Consider the following 25,570-nt stretch of genomic DNA (forward strand, 5'->3'; position numbering starts at 1 on the left):
GCGGTCGCCGGGCTCCGGCCACCCGTGGTCGTGCCAGGCCCGGGCGAACGGGGTGAAGACCCGGTACGGCTCTCCGGACTTGTTGAGGACCCTGCCCGGGCCGACCGCATAGGGCGACCCGGTCTCGACGAGTTCCCGGCCGTCGCCGGCGAGGGCCCTACGCACCCGGTCGTCCCGACGGCGCCCGTAGGGGGTGGACTCGCGACTCACGTGCACCTGATCGGCGCCCACCGTCTCCGCCAGCTCCGCGATCACCGCGGCGGGCTCGCCCGTGCGGACGATCAGGGCGCCGCCGGTGTCCGCCGACAGGGCGGCCAGCGAGGCCTCCAGCCGTTCGGCGCGGACGCCTCCTCGCGCGAGCAACACGGGGTCGCGCACGAACACCGGCAGGACCTCGTCCGAGGAGTCGACGGCCGCCAGGAGGGCCGGGTGGTCGGCCAGTCGTAGGTCGCGGCGGAACCACACGATCGAGATGGTCACATCGCCTCCGGATCTCCTCGGGCGGGTACCCTCCCCGGGATCGTGCCGGGTCCCGCCGCCGTGGCTCGATTGTGGCAGACGCGGTCACCCGAGCGAGGACGCCGAGGTGAACGCGGCGGACACCGCGCTGTCGATCGCGGACGGCCGCACCCCGAGCGCCCGCGCGGCCACTGGATGCAGGAACGTCCGGATGGCGCCGGCGGGGACCGCGGCCGGCCACCACTGGCGGGGACGGAGCAGCTGCCCGCGTGAGCGCCGGGGTGACGGCCAGCGCCCCGGTCCGGTCGCGGAAGTAGGCGTCGAAGTCCTCGACCGTCGGGGGCAGCGGTGCGTCGGAGATGCCGTAGGCGCGGTACCACCTGCAGCACGAGGCGTAGACCGACCGGCGTTCCCCGGGGCCCAGTGGACCGCGGAATCTCGTGATGGTCTCGAACAGCGAGTCCACGTACGTGGCGTGTTGGAAGTGGAAGACCTGCGGGTCCAGTGAGTGGTAACGGTGGCCGTCGGCGTCGGTTCCCCGGATGGTGTCGTTCGTGACCACGATGCGCCTCGGGATCCAGGACTCCGGATGGGGGTCGAACGCCATGTCGATCGTCGGGGGGACCGATCGCTTCTTGTGCAGCCAGACGAAGCCCGGGGAGGGCGAGTGCTCGAGCATCGCCGCACTGATCGCCGGGTGCATCAGCTGCAGTGACACCGCGCGGGGCAGCATGAACAGGAACTGCCGGGACCGGAGGTGCTCGAACAGTCCGGGTTCCGGGGTGGCCGCGCCTGCCATGGGTGGTCCCGCCTCTCCGTTCCGCCGGTGAGGCTAGTGGGCGAGCGCCGGGAAGTGGGGCACGACGGTCTCGGCCAGCTCGTGGACGACCTCCCGGATCGGCCGGCGGGACGCCCCGACCCCCAGCAGGACGTGGTTGACCCCGATCCCCCGCAGGTCCGCCAGGTGCTCGACCAGACGCCGGTGACCGATCCGGAACCCGAAGCCGATCGGCGAGGCCGCCTCGTCCGGGTCCTCGGCCAGGTCGATCTGGAGCGATTGCGCGAAGGGGCTGAACACCTCGTCGTCGTCGGATCCTCCCTCCCGGCTCTCGGTCACCACCTCGCGCCACCTCGCGGCGGTCCGGCGCTGCGCGTCGAAGTCACGCGGGTAGGTCAGCCATCCGTGCCCGTGGGCGGCCAGGTACGTGATGCTCTGCTGACACGAGCCGGTCATGATCAGCGGCACCGACGAGGCGGTGGGCTTGGGGACCACGTCCGCGCTGTGCATCCACCCCCCGGACCAGCGGATCCCGCGCATCTCGGTGGTGAGGGCGTGTGTCATCACCGTGAGGTTCTCCCGGAACCTCTCCCCCCGCCGCCCCTGCTCCAGCCCGAACGCGCGGAACTCCTCCGGCCGGTCGCCGGAGGCCACGCCCAGGAGGAACCGGCCGCCGGAGAGACGGTCCAGGCTGGCCGCGGACTTGGCCACGTGCAGTGGATGGCGGACGGGCAGCACGACGGCCGCCGTCCCGAGGGCGATCCGGCTGGTGTGGGCGGCCACGTACGTGAGGAACACCCACGGATCGTAGATCTGGCCCACGTCGCCGAACGACGGGACGCGAAGCGGGATGTCCCGGGCGTAGAGGGCGGCGAACCCTCCGGTCTCCGCAGCCCGGGCGACCTCGATCTGTTCGCTGATGTCCGGGCCGTCGACCCGGTCGGCGCGCGTCCGCAGCGGGAATCCCAGCCCGAGGGTCAGTCGCCCCGCGCCGAACGTCCGACGGAAGCCCGGGAGCCGCCGGGGGTCACCGTCGGACGTGTCGAGCGGTGAGGTGGTCATGTGCCCCACCCTCGCACGATCCGGTCGACGCCGGTCGACGGCCTCGCGTGCGCGCCGCTCGTCTAAGCTCTCCTTCATCGATCGAGCGAGAGGCCGGACGTGACCACCACCCTCCTGGCCGCCGAGGCGTCCCCCACTGAACTCGTCTCGCTGTTCTGGATCGTCCTGGCCGTCTGGGCGGCACCGGTGCTGTCCGGGTTCACCCGCTCGTTCATCCCGGGCGTGGTGCTCCTCCTGGTGGGCGGGATGGTGATCGGCCCCAACGGTCTGGACCTGGCGGTGGAATCCGGCGGGGTGGCGCTCCTCGCGGAGCTCGGGCTGGGGATGCTGTTCCTGCTGGCGGGGTTCGAGCTCGAGGTCTCCACCCTCACCGGGCGCAGCGGACGACGAGCGGCCGGGACCTGGGTCGTCAGCCTGATCCTGGCAGCCGGGGTGGGGTGGATGGTCTCGGGCCGCTGGGAGACCGCCGTGGCGATCGGGCTCCTGCTCACCTCCACGGCCATCGGGACCCTGTTGCCCATCCTCAAGGGCTCCGGTCACGACAGCACCCCCGTGGGCCGGGCGGTCCTCACCCACGGCGCGGTGGGGGAACTGGGGCCGATCCTCGTGATGGCGGTGCTGCTCGGTACCCGCAGCATCGAGTCCTCCATCGCGGCCGTCGGGCTGTTCGGACTGGCCGCGCTGGTGATCCTGGCGGTGCCGGCCCGACTGCTCCACATCCCCGCGCTCGGTCGGGCGCTCCTGCAGGGCACCACCTCCACCGGACAGCTGGCCATGCGCACGGTGATCCTGCTGCTGGCCACCATGATGGTCGTGGCCACGGTGTTCGGTCTGGACGTGGTGCTCGGCGCGTTCGCCGCCGGCATGATCGTGCGCCGACTGGTCGACTCCCTCGGGGCACACCTGCGCGGCGGTGGCCAGGCCCCGGACCGCGGTCTCGCCGCGATCCTGCTCCGTCAACTGGAGACCGTCGGCTACACCCTGTTCATCCCCGCCTTCTTCGTGGTGTCGGGGATGGGCATCGACCTCAAGGCCGTGGCGGCCTCGCCGTGGGTGCTGGTGGCGGCCGTGGTGAGCATGCTGGTCCTCCGCGGCGGAGGGGTGTGGCTGGGCGAGACCGTCACCCGCGCGAGCCCCGGGCTCGACGGTCCACGGGAACGGGCGAGGGTGGGTCTGTACGCGGCGACCGGTCTCCCGATCATCGTGGCGGTCACCGAGGTCGCGGTGAACAACGGTCTGATGACGGGCGAGATCTCCTCCGTCCTGGTGGCGGCCGGGGCGGTCACCGTCCTGCTCTTCCCCCTCCTGGCGGAGGTGGTGCGGGCCGGAGCCCCGGTTCGTCGGCCGGGCGCCACGCCACCGTCACCGGAGGACCCCGTCTCACCGGGGTCACGGGGGAACGACGACGACGAGGACGGCATCCGGTGAGGTCCGGCGTCAGCGGCGGTACCCGGGCAGCGGTCTCCGGGTCGACCGTCTAGCGGCGGGACCCCGCCTCCGAGGACACGCGACCGGGGTGGTCGGTCGGCATCAGCACCCGGGGCCAGTGGGCCAGGAGCAGACCCGCGGCCAGGGCGCCGAGACCACCCGCGGCCATGTCCCCGATCGTGTCGTCGAGGGTCACGTAGATCCGGTCCGTCAGGTAGGCGTGGCCGAACCACTCCACCATCTCCCACAGGGCGCCCAGGGCCAGTCCGAAGGCGGTGGTGAGCACCACCGCCCCCGCGGCCGGGACACCCCCGTCACCCGGTGCCGGCACGATCCCGCGGTGCGCGAGGAACAGGTAGGTCACCACCGCCAGCGCTCCGGCGCACGCGAAGTGGACCACGATGTCCCACCACCAGATGCGCGTGTACAGGTCGAAAACGTTGCTCCAGGCGGCGACGAGCAACGTGACCGACACCGCGGTGTCCGCCCACGGCCGCATCCCGACGAAGCGCGGGAGCATCAGTCCCGGCAGGGCGAACGCGACGATGGCCGCGTCCGTGAGACCGTGCAGCAGCAGGGCGAGCAGGACGCTGAGGGCCCCGAGGATCCGCAGAGCGTCCGCCGCCATCCGCACGCGGTTCTCCGCGGGACGCAGGAAGTTGTCGATCACGCGGCGACACCCCCTCGGTCGAGACGCACGACGGCGTGGACGGGCAGATGGTCCGACGCCCACACGCCGCCGGGCCGCAGCGGGTTGACCGCGGCGTGGGTGACCCTAAATGCTGACGAGGCGAGTATCCAGTCGATGCGCGCCCCGTTCCTCCGCGGCGCGCGGTAGCCGGTGTACGTCCCCCACTCCTCGCTCGCGCGGGTCCGCGCGCTGTGCCAACTGTCGACCAGAGTTCCCTCCCGGACCAGTTCTCGGACCGCCGCGCCGGCCGGGCCCGTGTTGAGGTCGCCGGTCACCAGCGCCGGACTGTGCCGGGCGGACGACGGGCCGGCGGCGGACACCAGGTCGAGAATCGCCCGCGCCGACCGCAGACGAGAGCGCGCGGAGAACGGGTCGAGGTGGGTGTTGATCACGAGGAAGCTCCGTGAGGTCCCGCGATCGCGGAACTCCGCCGACACCATGACCCGGGGGATGAGGTTCCCCCAGGACGCCGATCCCGCGCGGGTGGGCTGATCGGACAGCGCGATCTGGGCCCAGTCGAGCAACTCGAGCCGTCCGGAGTCGTAGAAGATCGGCGAGGCCTCGCCACCTCCGTCCGAGCCCCGACCGCGGCCGACCACGGCGTACCCGGGGCCCAGGGCGTCGAGCATCACCGTGGTCTGCTCGCGCAGCACCTCCTGCGCGCCGAGAACCGTCGGCCGCTCGGCGGCGAGGAGCGCACGGACCGCGGGGGCGCGCCGACTCCACCGGTCGGACGGGCGCGCCACCACGGCCGGGACCGGACGGCGGACGTTCCAGCTCATCACGTGGATGTCCGGTTCGGTGACCGGTCCGACGAGGGACGAGGGCTCGGGCCGCGCGGCCGGGGCGGGGCCGGGGTCGTGCGGTGCCATCGTGCGGTCCTCGAATCCGGATCGGGTGGTGGATCCCCAGTCTATTGGGGAGGATGGCGGTCGTGCCGATGCCCTCGCCCCTGCCCGTGAGGGACGGGGTCGGACCGACGCGGCTCCGCGTGCCGACGGCCGGGCCGTGGGCGTCGATCGCCGAGTACGTGGTCGAGCGGTTCGATCACCTCGACCCTGCCGATCTGCACCGCCGCTTCGCCGACGGCGATGTCGTGGGCGCCGACGCCCGCCCGGTCGGCCCCACGGCGGCCCTCGGTTCACACGAGTTCATCTGGTATCACCGCGAGGTGCCGGCGGAGGACCCGCTCCCCGTCCGCGAGGAGATCGTGCACGTCAGCGACGATCTGGTCGTGATCGACAAGCCCCACTTCCTCCCCACCACCCCGACGGGCGGGTTCCTGCGCGAGTCGGCACTCGTCCGTCTCCGCGTCCGTCTCGACAATCCCGACCTCACCCCGGTCCACCGTCTGGACCGCGCCACCGCCGGGCTGGTGATGTTCTCGGCACGCCCGTCCACACGGGGCGCCTACCAGACCCTGTTCGAACGACGAGAGGTCGCCAAGGTCTACGAGGCTGTCTCGACGCGGCCGCCGGGCTGGGATCCGAGCACGCCGGAGATCTCCGGACGCCCGGTCCCCCTCGTCCACCGCGACCACCTCGAGAGGCTGCGAGGCCACCGACGGGTCGCCGTCCGCCCCGACCTCCCGCCGAACACCGAGACCCTCGTCGACGTCCTCGGTGCCGGCAGGAGCGCGGCCGGGCGCCCGGTGCTGCACACGATCCTGCGCCCCCGGACCGGCCGGTTGCACCAGCTGCGGGTACACCTGGCGGCACTGGGGATCGCGATCCTGGGTGATCGCCGGTACCCCGACCTGCTACCGGAGATCCCGGATGATCACTCCCTGCCTCTCCAACTGCTCGCGAGGGAGTTGGCGTTCACCGACCCGCTCTCGGGTGAGCCCCGGCGCTTCATCACACGCCTGAGGTTGTCCGAGGCCCCGGTGTACGGCGACGCCAGAAGCTCAGGTGGGTGACCCCACTGGGCGAGGTGGTGGACTCGATGTGGAATCGCTCCTCGAGCCCCTCCACCCCGTCCCACAGCCGTTCCCCCCGGCCCAGGATGACGGGCACCACGACGATGTGCATCTGGTCGATCAGGTCCGCCCGGAGGAACTGGCGGATCGTGCTCGCTCCCCCGCCGATGCGGACGTCCAGGCCACCTGCCAGCTCGCGCGCGGCGTCGAGCGCCGCGGCGGGGTCGGCGTCCATGAAGTGGAACGTGGTGCCCCCGTCCAGCTCCAGCGTCGGCCTGGGGTGATGGGTCAGGACGATCACCGGGGTGTGGAAGGGCGGGGTGTCCCCCCACCAGCCACGCCACGTCTCGTCCGCCCAGGGGCCCCGGGTGGGGGAGAACTTGTTGCGGCCCATGATCTCCGCGCCGATACCCGTGTTCCACCGGCTCGCGAACGCCTCGTCGACCCCCACCGAGGCCTCACGGTCCCCGTGGAATCCCATGTCCTGGAAGGTCCGTGTCGGTAGCGCCCACTCCAACAACCGGTGCCCGGCGTGACCGAAGGGCGCCTCGAGGCACTGCCCCTCCCCCGTACCGAACCCGTCCAGCGAGACGGAGAAGTTGTGGACCCGGACCAGTTGCCTCCGCACTCCCGCTTCCCCTTGCGCGTCGGCGAGCTCGGCGACATGGGCCGCTAGGTTGGCCAGGGTCTGCTCGCCACCCTCGACGGCGTGGTACTCCTGCGCCGCGCGATCGCGGAGCTCCCTCGTCGGGAACACCGTGCGGAACTCGACACGGGTCCCCCCGCCGTCGGGTTGGAAGTCCAGGACGGACTCGAACGCCTCCGGATCCTCCGCGGACTCGCCGTGCAGTAGCGCGATCCGCTCCGGGGGGACGATCTCGCGCCAGGTGATCCACTCCTGGTAGTCGGTTCCGTCCGGGCCGTGCATGACGAAGTCCCACACGCCGCCCTCGCGGAACTCGAAGGACCGGGTGGTGGTGGTGAACCCCTCCGGTCCCCACCACCGCGCCAGGTGCTTCACCTCGGTGAACGCGCGGAACACCAGCTCTCGCGGCGCGTCGATGTACCTGGTGATGGCGATCTCGCGGTCCGCGGTCTCCGGCCCTGTCGGGTCACCCCGCCTGCTGTCCCCCATGGTCTACTCCTCCTCCTCGGCCCGCGCCATCTCGCGGACGTAGTCGTCCAACCTGTCGAAGCTCTCGTTCCAGAACCGCTCGAACCCGCCGACCCACTCGTGGACGGACCGGAGCCCGCCGGGGTCGAGGTGGTAGATGCGCTGCTTGCCCTCACGTCGGTCGCGCACCAGGCCGACCTCGCGGAGCACCCGCAGGTGCTTGGAGGCACCGGGCTGGGTGATCCCCAGTTCGAGCGCGACCTCGGTCGCCGGCCGCTCGCCATCCCGCAGCAGGACCAGGATCTCCCTGCGTTGGGGTTCGGCGATCGCGTTGAACACGTCCGAGGTCGTCGCTGCCCGTGCCATGGGCGCAATCATATTCCTATATAGGAAACTGTCAATGGGGAGCCTGTTCCCCCGCCTGCGCCGGCTCAGCAGGTGGGTGTGGGCGCCGCCCGGTTCCGGCGATCGAGGGTCCAGCTCACGAGTTGCGGGGTCAGCGGGGAGTCCGCGGCGACCAGCCCGTTGTGATCGCGGCCGGGGTAGGTCCGGTAGTCGAGCGGCTCGCCGTCCGCGCACCGGGCGTCCACCCAGTCCTGCTGCATCGCCGGCTTGACCAACGGGTCGGCCAGCCCCTGGGCGATCAGCACCGGCGCGGGCCACGGCCCGGTCGGCGAGTCCTTCAACGTCGCCCCCAGGTCGCCGTCGAGGACCGCGTCGGGGAACACCTGCTCAGGGATCTGGGTGCCCCGCACGAGGGCGGCGATCGCGTCCTTCTCGTTGAAGCACAGGTCGCCGATCCTCTCCACGCCGTGCGCGGTGCCCGGGTTGAGGTGCCCGGCCAGATCCAGCTCCGGGTAGACCTCGTTCCACGACTGCGCGATGTAGGCGGAGACCGTCTTGCCCCCCACCTCGTTTTTGCTCAGCTCGGCGAGCGTGTAGAGGTCCGTGGCGGGAGCCATCCCGGCGATGCCCAGCAGGGTCAGCTCGGGAGCGTAGTCCTGGGCGATCTGACCGGTCCACAGCGCACCGTGCCCGCCCTGCGAGTGCCCCCAGACAACGGTGTCGCTGCTCAGGGTCACCCCGTCGAGCTGCTGTGCCGCACGGGAGGCGTCGAGGACGTTGCGCGCCTCCACCTGTCCCACCAGGTACGGGTGCATCCCCGGGGTGCCCAGACCCACGTAGTCCGAGATCACCCCCGCCCACCCGTGCTCGGTCACCATCTCCGTGAGCGCGGCGCCCGCACCGTCGCAGAACGGGGTGGGGCTGAGGGACGGCGCGCAGCGCGGGACGATCCCGGTGGTCCCGTGCGCCACACTGAGCAGCGGGAGCGCGTCCGTGCCCCGGTCGGCCGGCGCGATGACCGTGCCGCTGACGGCCACCACGGTGTCGTCCGGCGCTGTGCTGGTGTAGAGGATGCGCCAGGCGTCGGCTCCGGCGGGGACCCCGACGCCGAGCGTCTCGGCCCGCAGCAGCACACCGGGCTCGGCGGGCAGCGGTTCGGTGGAGGTGTAGAAGTCATCGGGCGCTGGGCGGTCGTCACCGCGCAGCAGCAGGGCGCTGCCGACGGCGAGTGCGGCCACCAGCAGGAACACCGTCACCGCGAGGACGGTCCGCCCCCAGCTGCGGAGACGTCCCGATCCGGCCCGCGCTGCGGCGCGTTCCCGGCGGCGGTGGAGGACCGGGTCCAGGAGCCCGCGGAGTCCCACGAACACCAACCACGCGCCCACGCCGAACGTGATCAGCTCGATGGCCACAACCGGCCAGACCAGGCACAACAGACCCAACAGAACCGCGGCGGCACCGCTGAACACCCCCGCCACCCGGCGGTCGGTCTCGCTGCGGATCGCCGCCACGATCGTGTGGACACCGTGCACGATCAACGCGGTGACCATGACCCACAACAGACTGCGGATACTCGCCGACTGCCAGACCAGCACCACGATCCCGGCCGCGACCGTGGCGACGCCGGTGAGGATCCGCGCCCACCACCGCGAGTGTCCGGCGCCGTCGACGCCGAGCACCGTCGCCAGTCCGACGACGACGAGGCCGGCACCCGCCAGCCTGACGATCTCCGGGAGGGCGAGGTGGGCGAGGATCAACACCGAACCCGCGGCGATCGACACCATCGCCAGGACGATCCCGACGACCCGCCTGGTCCGACCGGACCGATCGTCACCCATCTCGCTCATCGTCATCCCCTCGCGGTGGGCTCAGGTCGTCGCACCGACGGCGCGGGCCGCCCCCGAGTGAAGATATCCGTTATCCCGGCCCGTCCTGCCTGAACCGGCTGACACTCCTCGGACGACCCCACCCGTGCGGTGGAGCGGACCGGCGTGGGGCCGCGAGGGCAGACTGGGCGCCATGGACGACCTGAGAGTGGCGCCCGGCCCGGGCATCCCCGACGGCCTCCGCGTGCCCGCGGGAGAACTCCTCGAGCAGTTCTCGCGCTCCTCGGGGCCTGGCGGGCAGGGCGTCAACACCGCGGACTCCCGCGTGCAGTTGAGCCTGGACCTGGCCAGCACCACGGCGCTGAGCGACGTCCAACGCACCCGTGCGCTCGGCCGACTCGCCCCGTCACTCGCCGGCACCGTGCTCACCATCGCGGCGTCGGAGCACCGGTCCCAGCGGCAGAACCGTCGGGCCGCCCGGGACCGGCTCGCGACCCTGCTCCGTGACGCACTGGCGCCGGAGGTCGTCCGGCGGCCGACACGGCCCACCTACGGATCGAGGCTGCGGCGCCTCGACGCCAAGAGCCGGCGCTCGCAGGCCAAGGCCGGCCGCAGGCGCCCGAGCGCCTCGGACTGAACGTCCGACGCACCGCCTGCCGGGGCGGTCGCTCCGCTGCGACCTACTGGTCGGGGGTCATCCAGTGGGACAGCTGCTCGGTGGAGACCTTGGTGAGCCACATCTGCCACAGCGGGCCGAAGGACACCCGCCGCACCCCCAGGTTCCTGAGGACGGCCAGGTCCCCTGCGCCGTGGCCCTTCACGGGATGAGCGGTCACGTTGACCGGGATCGAGACCGCCCCGACGAGTCTGGTCACCTGGTCGGCGGACGTCAGCCCCACCGGGTAGACCGAGCGCGCGCCGGCCTGCTCCATCAGCACGATGCGCTCGGCCGCCTCGGCGAGCGGATCGGAGAAGACCTCTCCGCCCAGCTTGACCGCGTCGGTGCGGCCGTTGATCACGAAGGGCACACCGGCGTCATCCGCCGCGCGGCGGGCGCCGGCGATGTAGTCGGCGTGCTCGTGCTTGTCCCGGACCCGGTCGCCCTCGCCGTGGACCACATCCTCGATGTTGGCCCCCACCGCCCCTGCCTCGAGCAACCGCGAGATCAACTCGTCCGGACCGAGCCCGTACCCGGACTCCACGTCCGCGCTCACGGGGATGTCGACCGACTCGGCGATCCTGCGCACCACCCCGAGGTACTCGCCGAAGTCCATCCGCTCACCGTCGGCGCTCCCGATGGCGTCGGCGACCGGGTGACTTCCCACGGTGAGTCCGTGGAACCCCACGTCCGCGGCGGTCCGGGCACTCCAGGTGTCCCAGACGGTCGGGAGGACCACCAGGTCACCCGAGTCGTGTAGAGCGGCCAGTTCCTGTGCCCGTGCACCCACATCGGTCATCGTCGACGCCTCCTCGGCAGTAGCGGTCGTCCCTCGACACTAGGCCTGATGGGACGGACGCGACACCGCCGGAACGCGCCCGCCCCGCGGGGACGGCCCGGCCCGGGACGCCCCGGTCGGGGTCCCCGCCGCCGGAAAACGCCGCGGACGCGTGCGTCGTGGGCCACAGTGCAGGGTGACGCCGAGACGATCACACAACCGCGCACGTGCACCGATCGACCACACCGGGGGGTTCTGGCCACGCCGGCCCGACTCGGGTGATGATGGTGCAGGCGTGCTGATGCCGTTCCACAAGAACACGATCAGCCTGAAAAGAAAAGAGCCGACATGACCCCAGGCAGAACGACGATCATCTACACCCTCACCGATGAGGCCCCACGACTGGCGACGGAGGCGTTCCTCCCGGTCGTCCGCACCTTTACCGACGCCGCCGACATCGATGTCACGACGAGCGACATCTCGGTGGCCGCCCGCATCCTGGCCGCCTTCCCGGATCGGTTGACCGACGAACAGAAGGTTCCCGACAACCTGGCCGAACTGGGACAGATGACCCAGGAACCGGGCACCAACATCATCAAGCTTCCCAACATCAGCGCCTCGGTCCCCCAGCTGAACACCGCCATCGCGGAACTCCAGGCCAAGGGCTACGACATCCCCAAGTACCCGTACGACCCGCAGACCCCCGAGGAGATCGAGGTCGCCGAGCGACTCTCCGCGTGTCTGGGCAGCGCCGTGAACCCGGTGCTCCGCCAGGGCAACTCGGACCGCCGCGCCCCGAAGGCGGTCAAGGAGTACGCCCGGGCCAACCCGCATTCGATGGGCAAGTGGTCGATGGCGTCGCAGACCCACGTCGCACACATGACGCACGGCGACTTCTACGCCGGCGAGAAGTCGATCATCCTCGACCGCGCCTGCGATGCGCGCATGGAGGTGGTGACGCCGGACGGCGAGACCCACGTCCTCAAGACGGTGCCCCTCGAGGCCGGCGAGGTCGTCGACTCCATGTTCATGAGCAAGAAGGCGCTCCTGGAGTTCTACGAGGAGCAGCTGAACGACGCCAAGGAGACCGGCGTCATGTTCTCGCTCCACGTCAAGGCGACCATGATGAAGGTCAGCCACCCCATCGTGTTCGGCCACGCGGTGAGGGTCTTCTACAAGGAGGCCTTCGACAAGCACCACGACCTGTTCGACGAGCTCGGGATCAACGTCAACAACGGCATGGTCGACCTGTACGACAAGATCGAGACGCTCCCGTCCTCCAAGAAGGAGGAGATCATCGAGGATCTGCACCGGTGCCACGAGCACCGGCCGGAACTGGCGATGGTCGACTCCGCCCGCGGCATCACCAACTTCCACTCGCCCTCGGACATCATCGTCGACGCGTCGATGCCCGCGATGATCCGCATCGGCGGGAAGATGTACGGCGCCGACGGCCGCAAGAAGGACACCAAGGCGGTCATCCCGGAGTCCACGTTCGCGCGGATCTACCAGGAGATCATCAACTTCTGCAAGACCAACGGGGCGTTCGATCCCACCACGATGGGCACCGTGCCGAACGTCGGTCTCATGGCGCAGAAGGCCGAGGAGTACGGCAGCCACGACAAGACCTTCGAGGTCCAGTACGACGGCGTCGCCAACATCGTCGACGCCGCCACCGGCGAGGTCCTGCTCTCCCAGGACGTCGAGGCCGGCGACATCTGGCGCATGTGCACCGTCAAGGACGCGCCGATCCGCGACTGGGTGAAGCTCGCCGTGGACCGTGCGCGCGCCTCGGAGATGCCGGCCGTCTTCTGGCTCGACCCGTACCGCCCGCACGAGAACAACCTGATCACCCTGGTGAAGAAGTACCTCGCCGACCACGACACCGAGGGCCTGGACATCCAGATCATGTCCCAGGTGCGTGCCATGCGCTACACGCTCGAGCGCGCGTGGAGGGGCCTGGACACCATCTCGGTGACCGGCAACATCCTGCGCGACTACCTCACCGACCTGTTCCCGATCCTCGAACTCGGTACCAGCGCCAAGATGCTGTCGATCGTGCCCCTGATGGCGGGCGGTGGACTGTACGAGACCGGCGCGGGCGGATCGGCGCCGAAGCACGTCCAGCAGCTGGTGGAGGAGAACCACCTGCGCTGGGACTCGCTCGGCGAGTTCCTCGCGCTGGGGGCCAGCCTGGATGACCTCGGCCGGAAGGACGACAACCCCAAGGCCACGATCCTGGCCAAGACGCTCGACACGGCGACCGGCAAGCTGCTGGAGAACCGGAAGGGACCGTCCCGCGTCACCGGTGAGCTCGACAACCGGGGCAGCCAGTTCTGGCTCGCGCTGTACTGGGCCCAGGAGCTGGCCGCGCAGACCGAGGACCGGGACCTGGCGGCGCACTTCGCTCCGCTGGCGGAGAAGCTGACCGCGGACAAGGACACCATCCTCGAGGAGCTGCTGTCGGTCCAGGGCTCCAAGGTCGAGCTGGGAGGCTACTTCCAGCCCTCCGTCGACAAGCTGCGGGAGGCCATGCGCCCGAGCGAGACGTTCAACTCCGCGCTCGCGAGCCTCGGCAACTGATCCGACCCGCCCGCCTCACCGCACCCATCGGCCGCGCGCCGGTGGGTGCGGTGTCGTCGGGTCCGGTGTCATTCGGCCCGGTGTCATTCGGCCCGGTGTCATTCGGCCCGGCGAGGGCACTAGCCGCGATAGGGTGAGCCAGGTCACACAACCTGGAGGGCACCATGAACCACGTCTACAGCGTCACCGAGATCGTCGGCTCCTCCCCCGAAGGAACGGATGCCGCGATCGCCAACGCGGTCGCCGAGGCCTCCAAGACTCTCCGCAACCTCGAGTGGTTCGAGGTGCAGTCCGTCCGCGGGAAGCTGGACGGCGACCGGGTGGCCCACTGGCAGGTGACCATCAAGGTCGGGTTCCGGCACGAGTCCTGAGCGTCATCGGACCCGTCCCGCGGGCCGCTCCCGCTCGGCGCCGGGCCGCTCCCCTGTCCGGCCGCATATAGTCGGACCAGGAGCTGGATTCGGTTCCCTGATGATGGGAGTCCGGATGACCGGAACCGCTCACCCGCCCGCCACCACCTCCGCCGCCACTGGCGATGGTGCCTCCCCGGGAGGCGAACTCCTCAGCCTCGGTCTGCTCGCGAGCTCCACCATGGAGAACGAGCGTCGACTCCCGATACATCCCCGGCACCTGGACCGGATCGAGCCGGACCTCCGCGCACGCATGATCGTCGAACGCGGCTACGCCGCCGACTTCCAACTCGATCCCGGCTATGTCGAGTCGCGCGTGGGGCGGGTCGCCGAGCGCGCCGAGGTGATCGACTCCGCTGACGTGCTGCTGCTCCCGAAACCCCAGCTGGGAGAGATGGCCGAGATCCCGGAGGGTCGCGTCCTGTGGGGCTGGCCGCACTGTGTGCAGGACACCGGGTTGACGCAGACCGCGATCGACCGTCGGCTCACCCTCATCGCCTTCGAGTCGATGAACCACTGGACCCGGCAGGGCGACTTCAGTCTGCACGTGCTCCACAAGAACAACGAGCTCGCCGGGTACTGCTCGGTCCTTCACGCCCTGAGCCTCACGGGGTCCACCGGCAACTACGGGCCCCGGCTGAGCGCGGTGGTGATCGGGTTCGGCGCCACAGCGCGCGGGGCCGTCACCGCCCTGAACGCCCACGGGATCCACGACATCCAGGTCCTCACCCAGCGGGGGGCCACGGCGGTGGGCTCGCCGATCCACAGCGCCCACATCACCCAGCTCAACACCGACGAGGGCGCGACCCACCTCAGCACGGTTCCCACCGAGGACGGCGACGTCCTGCTCCCCACGTTCCTCGCCTCGCACGACATCGTGGTGAACTGCACTCTCCAGGACGTCACAGCCCCGTTGACCTACCTGCGGACCGTGGATCTCGAGGAGTTCGCTGCCGGCAGCCTCATCATCGACGTCTCGTGCGACGCCGGCATGGGCTTCGAGTGGGCCGTGCCCACGGGGTTCGAGGACCCGATGTTCACCGTCGGGCAGGGTGTGCACTACTACGCCGTCGACCACAGTCCGTCCTACCTGTGGAACTCGGCGACGTGGGAGATCAGCGAGGCGCTCCTGCCCTTCCTGCGGACGGTCATGGAGGGGCCGGCCGCATGGGATGAGGACCTCACCATCTCCCGCGCCATCGAGATCCGCGAGGGAGTCATCGAGAACCCGCATATCCTGGCGTTCCAGGGGCGTGCCGCCGACTTCCCGCACGCGCGCGTCGGCGGCAGCTCGTAACCCCGCGGGGAGCAGACTCTTCCAGAAGGCACCGTGACCACCACGTCCGACCCCCGCCCCGTCGGGGCCGACGACCTCGTCCATCTCCGCACCTGTGTGGACCTCGCGGGGCAGGCGCTGGCGGCGGGGGACAAACCGTTCGCCTCTGTGCTGGTGGACGAGGCCGGCGAGGTGCGGTTCGCGGACCGTAACCGCGAATCGAGTGGGGACGCCACCAGACATCCGGAGTTCGCGATCGCCCGCTGGGCGGCGGAGAACATGCAGCCCGAGGAGCGGGCGTCCAGTGTCGTGTACACCTCGGGCGAGCACTGCGCGATGTGCAGCGCCGCCCACGCGTTCGTGGGCCTCGGGCGCATCGTCTTCGCCTCCAGCGGGGCCCAGTACGCGGGCTGGAAAGCCGATCTCGGCGTGGCACCCGGGCCGCTCGCCCCGCTCGGGATCACCGACGTGGTCCCGGGACTCCCCGTCTCCGGTCCGGTCCCCGCGCTGGCGGAGGAGATCAGAGTGCTGGTCGAGAGGTCCTTCCGGGCCGATCGACGGAGTAACGACGGCTGACGTCGCCGGAAGTCGGGTGACGACGGGCCGGTTCAGCGTGCACCGGGGTCCCCGGTCCTCTCCACCGCACCCCAGACCTCCCGCCAGTGCGCGGCCAGGGAGTCGAGGGTCTCGTGCGCGTTCAACCCGCTGGGTTGCGGCAGCACCCACAGCACCACGCCACCGGGCCACCCCGGTACCTCCGAGGTGTCCTGCTCCCCGTAGCCGGCCTTCGGTCGCGCGAAAGCAGTTCGGAAGGCGGTGATCCCCGCGACGGCGACGACCGCCGGGCGCAGCTCCCCGGCGAGCGTGGCCACGCGCACCGCACCCGCACGCAGCTCCTCACGGGTGAGCTCGTCGGCTCGGGCGGTCGCGCGGCCGACGAGGTTCGTCATCCCGATGCCCCGCGAGAGCAACTGCTGTTCGTCGGCGGCCGAGAACCCGGTGGCGGCATCGATGACGTGGTCGGTCAACCCCGCCCGGTGCAGTGACGGCCAGAACCGGTTCCCGGGTCTCGCGAACGGCGCGTTGACGGCCGCCGTCCACAAGCCCGGGTTCACCCCGACAATGAGCAACCGCAGGCTCTCGGCGTCAGTGGGCAGGACATCGTCGACCCCGTGCGGATCCTCAGTGGCGAACCGGGCGAGCTCGTCGCGCTTCGGGCGGCGCCCGCCCGACGGAGAGGGACGCCGCGGGATGCCGGTCACGACGATCTCAGCCATGGTGCGAGGTTAGCGCGGCACCTGACCGGGCGGGCGCGACGCATAGAGGACACACTCAGGCCTCTTCACCTGACAGGCTGGGACCATGAGCCCGACGGACAGCCCTGACGCACCGTTGATCGTGGCGAACGTCGACCGGTGGCGCGAGTGGCTGATCACGAACGGCGAGAGCTGCGACGGGACCTGGCTGATGCTCGCCAAGAAGGGGGTCACCTCCCCCACCTCGCTCTCCTATCAGGAGGCGCTCGAGGAGGCGCTGTGCAGCGGGTGGATCGACGGGCAGCGCAGGTCGCACGACGAGAAGACGTTCGTGCAACGGTTCACCCCCCGCCGCGCGCGTTCCATCTGGTCACTGCGGAACGTCGAGATCGTCACCCGCCTCGCCGAGGATCGGAGGCTGCGCCCGCGAGGCGTCGCCGAGATCGAGCGTGCGAGGTCCGACGGCCGCTGGGACCGCGCCTACGCCGGCTCCGCGTCAGCACAGCTCCCCGAGGCCCTCGTGACCGCGCTCGAGGCGACGCCGGCCGCAGGGGCCGCCTTCGCCCGACTCACCCGCGCCGAGCGCTACAGCGCGATCCACCCACTCCTGATCGCCCGGGACGACGCCACTCTCGAGCGACAGGTCGGACGGCTGATCTCGCGGCTCACGTCACCGCGATCAGGTCCCCCACGCGACATGATGTGACGACGACGAGGGCGGCAGTCGCCACGGCGAGACGCCCCGCGCACGGGACGCGATCCCTCTCCGCAGGGATCTGGGAGGATCTCCACTCCCAGTGTTCGGGGCCGGCCGACGGTTGCAGCCGATGACGCTCGAGCTCTCGCTAGCCGATCATGTAGGCGAAACCCCGGCCCGATTTCTCTAGTGCGCGGAGGAAACGTCTCGCCCGGCCCAGGTGGAACTTCACGTACTGCGCTTCCGATTCCACTTCTCCGACCGAGTCGCTGTTGTGGCGGGTGAACAAGGGGACAAAGTCCGCGCGGGTGATCGCGTCCAGATCGTCGGCTATCAGGGCGACGTCTCCGGGCGGGATCGCTCTCACCCACGGCAGCCACGCCTCCCAGCCGTCTAGAGGTGTCACCTCTCCTTCGAACATCCGGTATGCCGGCCTGGGCTCTTCGGCTGGGTCGGACGGCTCCGACATCCTCTGGAGATTTCTCCACGCCTTGTCGAGGTAGAGCATGTCTTCCTCCGCAGGCCCCTGCTGAAAGTCGGTCGTACCCATGGTGAAGCCGTGGGGCAGACCGACGGCGTCCGCGAACGGGTCCGGACTGATGTGAGCCCGTGGGTCGGAGAGCACCGCCTGCGTGATCTCGGCGTCGAAGGCGTATGCGTAATAGCGGATTCCCATGTGTCCAGCATCCAACCGCCACCAGGGATCCGGTAAGCCCTCCACATCGATCTGTGGACAACAATCGCGGATGATCTTCGCCTGTGAAAAACCTCCGAAGTTTCTCGGCGACGGTGTAGAGGCATAGCGTCAGCCGGATTCACGGGGAGTCGAGCAGCTCGATCCCGTAGTCGGCGACAACGGCCCGCACCTCGGCGAGGTAGCGCTGCGCCTGCGCAGTGAGCGGGATCCCGGAATGGCTGATCCAGCCGATCTCGATGCTCTCGTCCACGTCGAGCGGGATGGCGACGATCTCCGGATCGAGGTCGTCGCTGATGATTCCGGTGGAGATCGTGTACCCGTCGAGACCGATCATGAGGTTGAAGATGGTCGCGCGGTCGGAGACCCTGATCTCTCTCTTACTCGACCGGGTGGAGAGGATCTCCTCAGCGAAGTAGAACGAATTGTTCGCGCCCTGGTCAAAAGTGAGCCTGGGCAGGTCCGCGAGATCGTCGAGGGTGACGCGTTCCCGGGATGCCAACGGGTTCTGCCTGGAGATGAAGATGTGCGGCAGCGCTGCGAAGAGTGGGTGGAAGACCAGGCCGGAATCGCGGAGGAGCTTGTCGATGACCTTCCGGTTGAAGTCGTTCCGGTAGAGCACACCCACCTCGCTGCGGAGGGTCCGGACATCCTCGATGATGTCCCAGGTTCGCGTCTCACGAAGCGAGAACTCGTACTGTTCCGCCTCGCCTGATCGCACCATCCGGATGAACGCCTCGACCACGAACGAGTAGTGCTGCGCCGACACCCCGAGCAGTCGGCGGGACGGCGGCTGACCGAGGTAGCGCTGCTCCAGTAGGGACATCTGCTCGACCACCTGCCTGGCGTAGCCGAGGAACTCCGCTCCCTCGTCGGTCAGCGTCACTCCTCGGGCGGATCGGACGAGGAGGGTGCGCCCCACTCTGTTCTCCAGGTCCTTCATGGAGGCGGACATGGTCGGCTGGGCGACATATAGCAGCTCCGCAGCGCCGGTGATCGAGCCTTCCGCCGCGACCTCGATGAAGTAGTGCAGCTGCTGGAGGGTGATTCCCCTGGATTCTCGACGCATAGCTCAAGGCTATACAAACCCATACCAAATGGTAGTTACCCGATACCTGAACTGGGACTGCAGGATGGAGGCACAGACTTTCCGCCGCGCCGAGCCCGGCCGATCACGACCCGAACGGGACGCACATGTCGAACGAATTCACGTATCGCATCACCACCACCAGCTTCGACGAGAACTACTCACCGTCGGAGAATTCCCGAACCACCACGAACTTCGCGAACCTGGCCCGAGGCGAGCACCGTCAGCAGAACCTCCGCCGAACCCTGTCGATGATCAACCATCGGTTCAATGACCTCGCACGCCGGGACAATCCGACCGGGGATCGCTACTCCGTCGAGCTCGAGATCGTCTCCGCCGAGCTGCAGTTCCACTCGAAGGGCGCGGACCACCGGTTCCCCCTGATCGAGGTACTGGACATGCAGATCGTCGACCGGGACACCGGTGTTCGCATCCCCGGGATCGTCGGGAACAACTTCTCGTCCTACGTCCGCGATTTCGACTTCAGCGTTCGGCTGCCAGCGGTCAACGAGGGACGCTCCGAGTTCATCGTGCCCGGCGACTTCGGCGACCTGCACGGCAAGTTGTTCCAGCACTTCCTCGACTCCGAGGCCTACCGGGAGCGCTTCGAGGTGGATCCCGTGATCTGCATCAGTGTGTCCACGAGCCGGACCTACCGTCGGACCGGACACCACCATCCGACCCTCGGTGTCGAGTACCAGCAGGACGACTATTCGTTGACCGACGAGTACTTCCGCAAGATGGGGCTCCAGGTCCGGTATTTCCTGCCGCCCGGCGGAGTCGCCCCGCTCGCGTTCTACTTCCGAGGCGATCTGCTCAGCGACTACACCGACCTGCAACTCATAGGCACGGTGAGCGTCATGGAGACCTTCCAGCGGATCTATCGGCCGGAGATCTACAACGCGACCTCCCCCGCCGCAGAGATCTACCGACCGACCCTGGAACAGAAGGACTACTCGCTCACCCCGATCATCTACGACCGTGTCGAGCGCAGTCAGCTCGCGAAGAAGCAGGGAAAGTACACGGAAGACCACCTTGTGGAGCCCCATCGCGAACTCCTCGAGCAGTGGGCCGCCCGCTACCCCGTCCTCGTCGGATGACCACCGGAGGAGAGTCGACCATGAACCAGATCCTGCCCACGTCCATCGTCGGCAGCCTGCCCAAGCCCTCGTGGCTCGCCCAGCCTGAAACCCTCTGGGCGCCCTGGAGGTTGCAGGGCGATGAGTTGGTCGAGGGTAAGCAGGACGCGCTGCGCATTGCCGTGAAGGAACAGAGCGATCGCGGAATCGACATCGTCAGTGACGGCGAGCAGACCCGTCAGCACTTTGTGACGACGTTCATCGAGCATCTCGACGGGGTCGACTTCGAGCAGCGCGAGACGGTTCGGATCCGCGATCGCTACGACGCGAGTGTGCCCACCGTGGTCGGTGACGTGCGCCGCTCCACGCCGGTCTTCGTCGACGACGCGAAGTTCCTACGACAGCAGACCGATCGGCCGATCAAGTGGGCACTCCCCGGCCCTATGACGATGATCGACACGCTCTACGACGGCCACTACTCCAGTCGTGAGAAGTTGGCCTGGGAGTTCGCGACGATCCTCAACCAGGAGGCACGAGACCTGGAGGCTGCGGGGGTCGACATCATCCAGTTCGACGAGCCCGCGTTCAACGTCTACTCCGATGAAGTGAAGGACTGGGGCGTGGCGACGCTGGAAAGGGCGGCGGAGGGATTACGAGCGGAGACCGCGGTGCACATCTGCTACGGCTACGGGATCAAGGCGAACACCGACTGGAAGGCCACCCTCGGTTCGGAATGGCGCCAGTACGAGGAGTCGTTCCCCCTCCTGCAGCAGTCCAGCATCGACATCATCTCCCTGGAGTGCCACAACTCCCGTGTCCCGATCGACCTCGTCGAACTGGTCCGCGGCAAGAAGGTCATGCTCGGGGCGATCGACGTGGCCAACGAGAAGGTCGAGACTCCGGAGGAGGTCGCGGCCACGCTCCGCAACGCCCTGCAGTTCGTCGACGAGGACAGACTCCTGCCGAGCTCCAACTGCGGCATGGCGCCCTTCTCCCGGGACATCGCACTGGCGAAGTTGAGCTCGCTCAGCGCGGGTGCTCGCATCGTTCGTGAGGAGCTATCGGCCGCCAAGGCCTGACCTATCGGTCTGAGAACGCCGGCGGCCCCGCCTGCCAAGGCAGACGGGTCCCTCGCTGAAGCGCCGAGGATCACACGTTGAAGCGGAACTCCACCACGTCGCCGTCGGCCATCACATAGTCCTTGCCCTCCATGCGCACCTTGCCGGCGGCCTTGGCGGCGGCCATCGAACCGGCGGCGTCGAGGTCGTCAAAGGAGACGATCTCGGCTTTGATGAAGCCCTTCTCGAAGTCGGTGTGGATCACGCCGGCGGCCTTGGGGGCGGTGTCCCCCTTGCGGATCGTCCAGGCACGCGACTCCTTGGGCCCGGCGGTGAGGTAGGTCTGCAGGCCCAGGGTGTGGAAACCGGCTCGGGCCAGCGCGTTCAGGCCCGGCTCGTCCTGACCGATCGACTCGAGCAACTCCATGGCGTCGGACTCGTCGAGCTCGCGGAGCTCGGACTCGACCTTGGCGTCGAGGAACACGCAGTCGGCGGGGGCCACGGCGGCGCGCAGCTCGGCCTGACGCTCGGCGTCCGTCAGCACGGCCTCGTCGGCGTTGAAGACGTAGAGGAACGGCTTGGCGGTCATCAGGTGCAGGTCACGCAGCAGGGCGCGGTCCACCTCGTCCTGCGCCTTGAACAGGGTCCGGCCGTCCTCGAGCACGGCCTGCGCCTTGCGGATCTCCTCGAGCTGCGGAAGCAGGGACTTGTCCTTGCGGGACTCCTTCTCCAGGCGCGGAACGGCCTTCTCGAGGGTCTCCATGTCCGCCAGGATCAGCTCGGTGGCGATCACCTCGATGTCGGCCATCGGATCGACCCGGCCGTCCACGTGGATCACATCCGGGTCGTCGAACACCCGCACCACCTGGCAGATGGCCTCGGCCTCGCGGATGTTGGCGAGGAACTTGTTACCCATGCCCTCACCGGTGCTGGCGCCCTTGACGATGCCGGCGATGTCCACGAACGACACGACCGCCGGCAGGATCCGCTCGGAGCCGAAGATCTCGGCCAGGCGGGCCAGGCGGGGATCCGGCAGGTCCACGACCCCGATGTTGGGCTCGATCGTGGCGAACGGATAGTTCGCGGCTAGCGCGTCGTTGTTCGTCAGGGCGTTGAACAGGGTCGACTTACCGACGTTGGGCAGTCCGACGATTCCGAGGGTGAGGCTCACGAGGCCCGAGTCTACGTCCCGCCCCGACCGTGCCCCCTGCCCGCCACCCCGGCCGGTCACAGGGAGCGCGCCCGCGTGACCTCTGACATCATGTGTGACATGAGTGACGAGCCGAAACCGCCTCCTCCAGTCGGGACAGACGAGGAGCACGTCGACCGGTCCGTCCTCATCGGTCTCGGCGGACGATGGGTCACCGACTGGGCGCTGCGCCTGGCCATCCTGCTCATCGCGGGGTGGCTGCTGAGCCAGATCGGTGGCGCGCTGTGGGTGGGCATCCTGCCGATCCTGCTCGCGCTCATCGTGGCGACGGTCCTCTGGCCCCCCACGGGATGGATGACCCGCCACGGAGTCCCCAAGGCCCTCGCCGCACTCATCTCGCTCCTCGGGTCCCTCGGAGCTGTCGCGGGCGTTCTCGCCCTGATCGCCCCGTCGATCATCGACCAGAGTGTCCAGCTGGCGGATCAGGCCTCGGAGGCGATCGTCGAGGTCCAGGACTGGCTCCGGGGTCCGCCACTGAACATCCGGGACGAGCAGCTCGACAGCGTGCTGGGCCAGCTCAGCTCGACTCTGCAGGACCGCGGAGACCAGATCGCCAACGGCGTGTTCACCGGCGTGACCGCGGTGGGGTCGCTCCTCATCACCTTCGTCCTGGTCCTGGTCCTCACGTTCTTCTTCATCAAGGACGGCCCGCGGTTCCTGCCGTTCGTGCGCCGGATCGCCGGCCGCAATGCCGGCCGCCACCTCACCGAGGTCCTCACCCGCAGCTGGAACACCCTCGGCGGCTACATCCGGGCCCAGGCGATCGTCTCGTTCGTCGACGCCTTCTTCATCGGCCTCGCGCTGGTCCTCCTGGGTGTGCCGCTGGCGTGGGCGCTCGCGGTCATCACCTTCCTGGCCGGGTTCATCCCCATCGTCGGTGCGTTCACCGCCGGTGCGCTGGCGGTGCTCATCGCTCTGGTGGCCAACGGCCTGACCACCGCGATCATCGTGTTGGTCGTGATCATCGCGGTGCAGCAACTCGAGAGCAACATCCTCCAGCCGATCCTGCAGTCGAAGGCGATGAACCTGCATCCGGTGGTGATCCTGCTCGGGGTGGCCGCGGGCGGAACCCTGTTCGGCATCGTCGGGGCGTTCCTCGCGGTGCCGATCCTGGCGGTGGTCGCCGTGATGCTCCGCTACCTGGGCGAGCAGATCGATCTCCGGACCGGGGACGTCACCGCGTCGGACCTCGCGTCCGCCACCGACGAGGGTCGTCTGACGGCCTGGCTCGGCGAGATGTCGAGTTCGCGGTTCGCGCCGCTGCGCAAGAGCAGCAGCGCCATCATGGCTGGGATCAAGGACACCCGACCGGGACCGGTCCACGGGGCCCCGGACAGCGGGTCCGTCGGTGCGACCGGGCCGGGCGATTCGGTCGTGGGAACCCTCGAACTCGACGACGACGAGGTGGTCCCGCCGGATCCGGATGCCGACGATCCGTCCGCCGACCAGGCGAATCCTCCCACGGGGCCAGTCGACCCGAAGGCCGTGTACGGTAACCGACCCTCGCCTTCGGAGAGCAAGCCCAACGCGCTGCGGCGCTTCGGCAGATTCCTCGCTCGCCGACTCGAGAGTTAGAGTCTCATCCTGTGAGCACACGGAGGAGCGGACGGGTCCCGGCGGACGAGAGGTCCGTCGTCTCGACCGTTCGGGGCCTGCCGGCCTGGTCGGCAGTCCTGCTCGCGGTGGCCGTCACCCTCACCGGGGTGGCGATCGACTCGCTCTCCGGGGGCCTCGGCACCGGCTTCACCGTGGGCTACTTCCTCGGGTGCCTGATCGCGGTGCTGGCGGTGTCCCGCCGGGCGCTGTTCGTCGCCGGCATCCAACCGCCGCTCATCATGTCGGTGCTCGTCCCGATGGCCTCGGTGATCGCCGGAGCGGGGCTGACCGCGGCGGCCTTCTCCCGTTCCCAGATGATCTCGCTGGTGCTGCCACTGGCGACCAGGTTCCCGCTGATGCTCACGACCACCCTGGTCGTGGTGGCGATCGCCCTGATCAGGGCCTTCGTCCTCGAACCCCGCAGCCCGCGACCGGTGGCCGTCCGCCGCCAGCGGGCGGCCCCGGCGCACGCCCGCCGCTGAGGCTCCCGCGGATCCCGGGGCTCCCGGGGCTCCCGGGGCTCCCGCGGATCAGACCTTCTTGGGAACCCGCAGCTCGCGGGGCAGCGAGAACGTGATGGTCTCCTGGGCGGTCCGCACCGAGGAGACGTCGTTGAAGCCGTGGTCGGCCAGCAGGTCCACCACACCTCGGACCAGCAACTCCGGCACCGAGGCGCCCGAGGTCACCCCCACCGTGGTGACGCCCTCGAACCAGGACGTGTCGATCTCCTTGGCGTAGTCCACCAGGTGCGCGTCGCGCGCACCGGCCTGCAGGGCCACCTCGACCAGGCGGACAGAGTTGGACGAGTTCTGGGAGCCCACCACGATCACCAGGTCGCACTGCGGCGCCATCGTCTTGACCGCGACCTGCCGGTTCTGGGTGGCGTAGCAGATGTCGTCCGACGGCGGATCGATCAGCGTCGGGTACTTCTCCTTGAGCCGCCGCACCGTCTCCATCGTCTCGTCCACGCTGAGCGTGGTCTGCGAGAGCCAGATCAGCTTCTCGGTGTCGACGGGGATGTCGAGGGCGTCGACGGACTCCGGGCCGTCGACCAGGGTCACCACATCGGGGGCCTCGCCCGCGGTCCCCTCGACCTCCTCGTGGCCCTCGTGGCCGACCAGGAGGATCAGGTACCCCTCCCGGGCGAAGCGCTTGACCTCGGTGTGGACCTTGGTCACGAGCGGGCAGGTGGCGTCGAAGGTGTTCAGCTCCAGCTGCAGGGCGCTCTCGCGGACGGCCGGCGAGACGCCGTGGGCGGAGAACACCAGGTTCGACCCGTGCGGGACCTCGTCGGTCTCGTCGACGAAGATCACGCCCTGGTCGGTGAAGGACTCCACGACGTGCTTGTTGTGGACGATCTCCTTGCGGACGTACAGCGGGGCACCATGCTTGGCCAGGGCCTTCTCGACCGTCTCGACTGCCCGGTCGACGCCGGCGCAATAGCCGCGCGGTTCCGCGAGGAGCACTCGCTTGGTTGCCGGTTCGGCGATCATGTCGGTCTGCTCGGTCATGTCACCAGGGTACGGTTCATACTGGATTCCGACCATCACGCCTCCCGGACGCCCCC

The 25,570-nt window shown here is 69.3% G+C and carries 25 protein-coding genes; 12 read left to right on the plus strand and 13 right to left on the minus strand.

The features are described 5' to 3' along the window. Both G6022_RS00820 and G6022_RS00830 read right to left on the minus strand, forming a co-directional pair. Positions 1–480, minus strand: a 480-nt coding sequence (locus G6022_RS00820) for a deoxyribodipyrimidine photo-lyase (RefSeq protein ID WP_182690883.1), incomplete at its 3' end; no start/stop codon positions are given. Between the two features lie 811 nt (positions 481–1,291). Next, a complete protein-coding gene (locus G6022_RS00830) occupies positions 1,292–2,299 on the minus strand; it encodes an LLM class oxidoreductase (protein WP_182610715.1) in 1,008 nt (335 codons plus the stop codon). 99 nt (positions 2,300–2,398) lie between these two features. Here G6022_RS00830 and G6022_RS00835 point away from each other — a divergent pair, with 99 nt between their 5' ends. Beyond that, entirely contained in the window at positions 2,399–3,727 is a 1,329-nt protein-coding gene (locus G6022_RS00835) for a cation:proton antiporter (protein WP_347237845.1), read from the plus strand. A 49-nt stretch (positions 3,728–3,776) separates the two neighbouring features. On the opposite strand, the gene G6022_RS00840 is transcribed toward G6022_RS00835, so the two are convergent. Then, positions 3,777–4,397: a hypothetical protein gene (locus tag G6022_RS00840; RefSeq protein WP_182639510.1), complete on the minus strand. Its 621-nt coding sequence runs from the start codon at positions 4,395–4,397 to the stop codon at positions 3,777–3,779. After that, the gene (locus G6022_RS00845; protein ID WP_182690884.1) at positions 4,394–5,290 is read right to left on the minus strand and encodes an endonuclease/exonuclease/phosphatase family protein; all 897 of its coding nucleotides are present in this window, start codon (positions 5,288–5,290) and stop codon (positions 4,394–4,396) included. The genes G6022_RS00840 and G6022_RS00845 overlap by 4 nt, the downstream gene beginning before the upstream one ends. Before the next feature lie 53 nt (positions 5,291–5,343). Between G6022_RS00845 and G6022_RS00850 the strand changes: the two genes are divergently transcribed. Further along, entirely contained in the window at positions 5,344–6,336 is a 993-nt protein-coding gene (locus G6022_RS00850) for a pseudouridine synthase (protein WP_182639295.1), read from the plus strand. On the opposite strand, the gene G6022_RS17100 is transcribed toward G6022_RS00850, so the two are convergent. From G6022_RS17100 to G6022_RS00870, 3 genes are all read right to left on the minus strand, one after another. Then, on the minus strand, positions 6,275–7,471 hold the full coding sequence (locus G6022_RS17100) for an SRPBCC domain-containing protein (protein WP_347237824.1): 1,197 nt from the start codon (positions 7,469–7,471) through the stop codon (positions 6,275–6,277). The two genes, G6022_RS00850 and G6022_RS17100, sit on opposite strands and share 62 nt — an antisense overlap. Positions 7,472–7,474: 3 nt before the next feature. Then, positions 7,475–7,816 carry a metalloregulator ArsR/SmtB family transcription factor gene (locus G6022_RS00865; RefSeq protein ID WP_182610625.1) on the minus strand — a complete coding sequence of 114 codons (342 nt, stop codon included), beginning with the start codon at positions 7,814–7,816 and terminating at the stop codon, positions 7,475–7,477. A gap of 65 nt (positions 7,817–7,881) precedes the next feature. Beyond that, the gene (locus G6022_RS00870) at positions 7,882–9,642 is read right to left on the minus strand and encodes a lipase family protein (RefSeq protein WP_241730978.1); all 1,761 of its coding nucleotides are present in this window, start codon (positions 9,640–9,642) and stop codon (positions 7,882–7,884) included. Positions 9,643–9,814: 172 nt separating this feature from the next. On the opposite strand from G6022_RS00870, the gene arfB reads away from it, so the two are divergent. Then, positions 9,815–10,258, plus strand: coding sequence for an alternative ribosome rescue aminoacyl-tRNA hydrolase ArfB (gene arfB / locus G6022_RS00875; RefSeq protein ID WP_182690888.1), 444 nt, complete (start codon positions 9,815–9,817; stop codon positions 10,256–10,258). Positions 10,259–10,301: 43 nt separating this feature from the next. Here the strand turns inward: arfB and G6022_RS00880 are convergent, their stop codons facing one another. Then, positions 10,302–11,078: an isocitrate lyase/phosphoenolpyruvate mutase family protein gene (locus tag G6022_RS00880; RefSeq protein ID WP_179525635.1), complete on the minus strand. Its 777-nt coding sequence runs from the start codon at positions 11,076–11,078 to the stop codon at positions 10,302–10,304. A gap of 327 nt (positions 11,079–11,405) precedes the next feature. Here G6022_RS00880 and G6022_RS00885 point away from each other — a divergent pair, with 327 nt between their 5' ends. From G6022_RS00885 to G6022_RS00900, 4 genes are all read left to right on the plus strand, one after another. After that, positions 11,406–13,640, plus strand: coding sequence for an NADP-dependent isocitrate dehydrogenase (locus G6022_RS00885; protein ID WP_179525636.1), 2,235 nt, complete (start codon positions 11,406–11,408; stop codon positions 13,638–13,640). A 164-nt stretch (positions 13,641–13,804) separates the two neighbouring features. Then, positions 13,805–14,011, plus strand: a complete 207-nt coding sequence (locus G6022_RS00890; RefSeq protein WP_182611284.1) for a dodecin — start codon at positions 13,805–13,807, stop codon at positions 14,009–14,011. 220 nt (positions 14,012–14,231) lie between these two features. After that, a complete protein-coding gene (locus tag G6022_RS00895; RefSeq protein ID WP_241730981.1) occupies positions 14,232–15,347 on the plus strand; it encodes a N(5)-(carboxyethyl)ornithine synthase in 1,116 nt (371 codons plus the stop codon). Between the two features lie 33 nt (positions 15,348–15,380). Further along, positions 15,381–15,902, plus strand: coding sequence for a nucleoside deaminase (locus G6022_RS00900; RefSeq protein ID WP_182639906.1), 522 nt, complete (start codon positions 15,381–15,383; stop codon positions 15,900–15,902). A 32-nt stretch (positions 15,903–15,934) separates the two neighbouring features. On the opposite strand, the gene G6022_RS00905 is transcribed toward G6022_RS00900, so the two are convergent. Further along, complete coding sequence (locus G6022_RS00905; RefSeq protein ID WP_182639907.1) at positions 15,935–16,603, minus strand: mismatch-specific DNA-glycosylase; 669 nt, start codon at positions 16,601–16,603, stop codon at positions 15,935–15,937. An 85-nt stretch (positions 16,604–16,688) separates the two neighbouring features. On the opposite strand from G6022_RS00905, the gene G6022_RS00910 reads away from it, so the two are divergent. Next, positions 16,689–17,288 carry a YdeI/OmpD-associated family protein gene (locus G6022_RS00910; RefSeq protein WP_182615781.1) on the plus strand — a complete coding sequence of 200 codons (600 nt, stop codon included), beginning with the start codon at positions 16,689–16,691 and terminating at the stop codon, positions 17,286–17,288. Between the two features lie 139 nt (positions 17,289–17,427). On the opposite strand, the gene G6022_RS00915 is transcribed toward G6022_RS00910, so the two are convergent. Next, positions 17,428–17,955, minus strand: coding sequence for a DUF1877 domain-containing protein (locus tag G6022_RS00915; RefSeq protein ID WP_182639908.1), 528 nt, complete (start codon positions 17,953–17,955; stop codon positions 17,428–17,430). Between the two features lie 139 nt (positions 17,956–18,094). Next, positions 18,095–19,042, minus strand: a complete 948-nt coding sequence (locus G6022_RS00920; protein WP_107749110.1) for a LysR family transcriptional regulator — start codon at positions 19,040–19,042, stop codon at positions 18,095–18,097. Between the two features lie 125 nt (positions 19,043–19,167). Here G6022_RS00920 and G6022_RS00925 point away from each other — a divergent pair, with 125 nt between their 5' ends. Both G6022_RS00925 and G6022_RS00930 read left to right on the plus strand, forming a co-directional pair. Continuing rightward, on the plus strand, positions 19,168–20,160 hold the full coding sequence (locus tag G6022_RS00925) for a putative oxygenase MesX (protein WP_182639909.1): 993 nt from the start codon (positions 19,168–19,170) through the stop codon (positions 20,158–20,160). A gap of 20 nt (positions 20,161–20,180) precedes the next feature. Further along, positions 20,181–21,218 carry a methionine synthase gene (locus tag G6022_RS00930; RefSeq protein WP_182639910.1) on the plus strand — a complete coding sequence of 346 codons (1,038 nt, stop codon included), beginning with the start codon at positions 20,181–20,183 and terminating at the stop codon, positions 21,216–21,218. Between the two features lie 70 nt (positions 21,219–21,288). Here the strand turns inward: G6022_RS00930 and ychF are convergent, their stop codons facing one another. Beyond that, positions 21,289–22,368 (minus strand): redox-regulated ATPase YchF, encoded by a 1,080-nt coding sequence (gene ychF, locus G6022_RS00935; RefSeq protein ID WP_182639911.1) that lies wholly within the window; start codon positions 22,366–22,368, stop codon positions 21,289–21,291. Positions 22,369–22,467: 99 nt separating this feature from the next. Between ychF and G6022_RS00940 the strand changes: the two genes are divergently transcribed. Both G6022_RS00940 and G6022_RS00945 read left to right on the plus strand, forming a co-directional pair. Continuing rightward, the gene (locus tag G6022_RS00940) at positions 22,468–23,982 is read left to right on the plus strand and encodes an AI-2E family transporter (protein WP_179525647.1); all 1,515 of its coding nucleotides are present in this window, start codon (positions 22,468–22,470) and stop codon (positions 23,980–23,982) included. 11 nt (positions 23,983–23,993) lie between these two features. Further along, positions 23,994–24,485 carry a DUF6542 domain-containing protein gene (locus tag G6022_RS00945; RefSeq protein WP_179525648.1) on the plus strand — a complete coding sequence of 164 codons (492 nt, stop codon included), beginning with the start codon at positions 23,994–23,996 and terminating at the stop codon, positions 24,483–24,485. A gap of 48 nt (positions 24,486–24,533) precedes the next feature. On the opposite strand, the gene G6022_RS00950 is transcribed toward G6022_RS00945, so the two are convergent. Beyond that, positions 24,534–25,514, minus strand: coding sequence for a 4-hydroxy-3-methylbut-2-enyl diphosphate reductase (locus tag G6022_RS00950; protein ID WP_179525649.1), 981 nt, complete (start codon positions 25,512–25,514; stop codon positions 24,534–24,536). Between the last annotated feature and the right edge of the window lie 56 nt (positions 25,515–25,570).

It is taken from the genome of Dietzia sp. Cai40 (genome assembly GCF_014145165.1).
In the GTDB taxonomy this organism is placed as follows: domain Bacteria; phylum Actinomycetota; class Actinomycetes; order Mycobacteriales; family Mycobacteriaceae; genus Dietzia; species Dietzia natronolimnaea.

Coding starts and splice junctions, on each gene's coding strand:
- G6022_RS00865 (WP_182610625.1), bottom strand. CDS start 7,816: ATGGCACGGGCAGCGACGACCTCGGACGTGTTCAACGCGATCGCCGAA.
- G6022_RS00870 (WP_241730978.1), bottom strand. CDS start 9,642: ATGAGCGAGATGGGTGACGATCGGTCCGGTCGGACCAGGCGGGTCGTC.
- G6022_RS00930 (WP_182639910.1), top strand. CDS start 20,181: ATGAACCAGATCCTGCCCACGTCCATCGTCGGCAGCCTGCCCAAGCCC.
- G6022_RS00885 (WP_179525636.1), top strand. CDS start 11,406: ATGACCCCAGGCAGAACGACGATCATCTACACCCTCACCGATGAGGCC.
- G6022_RS00950 (WP_179525649.1), bottom strand. CDS start 25,514: ATGACCGAGCAGACCGACATGATCGCCGAACCGGCAACCAAGCGAGTG.
- G6022_RS00920 (WP_107749110.1), bottom strand. CDS start 19,042: ATGCGTCGAGAATCCAGGGGAATCACCCTCCAGCAGCTGCACTACTTC.
- G6022_RS00940 (WP_179525647.1), top strand. CDS start 22,468: ATGAGTGACGAGCCGAAACCGCCTCCTCCAGTCGGGACAGACGAGGAG.
- G6022_RS00895 (WP_241730981.1), top strand. CDS start 14,232: ATGGAGAACGAGCGTCGACTCCCGATACATCCCCGGCACCTGGACCGG.
- G6022_RS00880 (WP_179525635.1), bottom strand. CDS start 11,078: ATGACCGATGTGGGTGCACGGGCACAGGAACTGGCCGCTCTACACGAC.
- G6022_RS00910 (WP_182615781.1), top strand. CDS start 16,689: ATGAGCCCGACGGACAGCCCTGACGCACCGTTGATCGTGGCGAACGTC.
- G6022_RS00890 (WP_182611284.1), top strand. CDS start 13,805: ATGAACCACGTCTACAGCGTCACCGAGATCGTCGGCTCCTCCCCCGAA.
- G6022_RS00830 (WP_182610715.1), bottom strand. CDS start 2,299: ATGACCACCTCACCGCTCGACACGTCCGACGGTGACCCCCGGCGGCTC.
- arfB (WP_182690888.1), top strand. CDS start 9,815: ATGGACGACCTGAGAGTGGCGCCCGGCCCGGGCATCCCCGACGGCCTC.
- G6022_RS00845 (WP_182690884.1), bottom strand. CDS start 5,290: ATGGCACCGCACGACCCCGGCCCCGCCCCGGCCGCGCGGCCCGAGCCC.
- G6022_RS17100 (WP_347237824.1), bottom strand. CDS start 7,471: ATGGGGGACAGCAGGCGGGGTGACCCGACAGGGCCGGAGACCGCGGAC.
- G6022_RS00925 (WP_182639909.1), top strand. CDS start 19,168: ATGTCGAACGAATTCACGTATCGCATCACCACCACCAGCTTCGACGAG.
- G6022_RS00850 (WP_182639295.1), top strand. CDS start 5,344: ATGGCGGTCGTGCCGATGCCCTCGCCCCTGCCCGTGAGGGACGGGGTC.
- G6022_RS00905 (WP_182639907.1), bottom strand. CDS start 16,603: ATGGCTGAGATCGTCGTGACCGGCATCCCGCGGCGTCCCTCTCCGTCG.
- G6022_RS00915 (WP_182639908.1), bottom strand. CDS start 17,955: ATGGGAATCCGCTATTACGCATACGCCTTCGACGCCGAGATCACGCAG.